The following is a 343-nucleotide window of genomic DNA, read 5'->3' as shown; positions in this document are numbered from 1 at the left end:
GCCCGGCAAGCGCGAACGGGTTGCCAACCAACCCGCCGTGCCCTGGCGGGACGTGCCGGTCTTTGTGTCGAACGTTTTGCATGCCGGATTGCACACACGTTCGAAACTCATGCTGGAAGTGCTGATCCTGACGGCCGCTCGCTCGGGGGAAGTCCGGCAGATGGCTTGGCCGGAACTAGACATGACCGCAGGGGTCTGGACCCTGCCGGCCCAGCGCATGAAAGCAAAGGTTCCGCATCGGGTGCCTCTTTCTCCCTATCTGATCGAGCTATTCGAAAGACTGCGGCAGGACGCAGACTTGGAAGTGACCGAGCTGGTCTTCCCTTCGCGAAACAACACGCCG

Annotated in this window: 1 protein-coding gene; it reads left to right on the top strand. The window is 61.5% G+C overall.

Annotation, left to right across the window (positions count from 1 at the left end; translation table 11 throughout):
• Positions 1 to 343: tyrosine-type recombinase/integrase (locus E1180_RS22435; RefSeq protein ID WP_244314025.1), on the top strand; the 343-nt coding region annotated here is incomplete at both ends.

It is taken from the genome of Roseibium denhamense (genome assembly GCF_009711415.1).
GTDB classification, from domain to species: domain Bacteria; phylum Pseudomonadota; class Alphaproteobacteria; order Rhizobiales; family Stappiaceae; genus Roseibium; species Roseibium denhamense.
The sequence above is the reverse complement of the archived record's forward strand: the minus strand, read 5'-3'. Positions and strand labels throughout refer to the sequence as shown.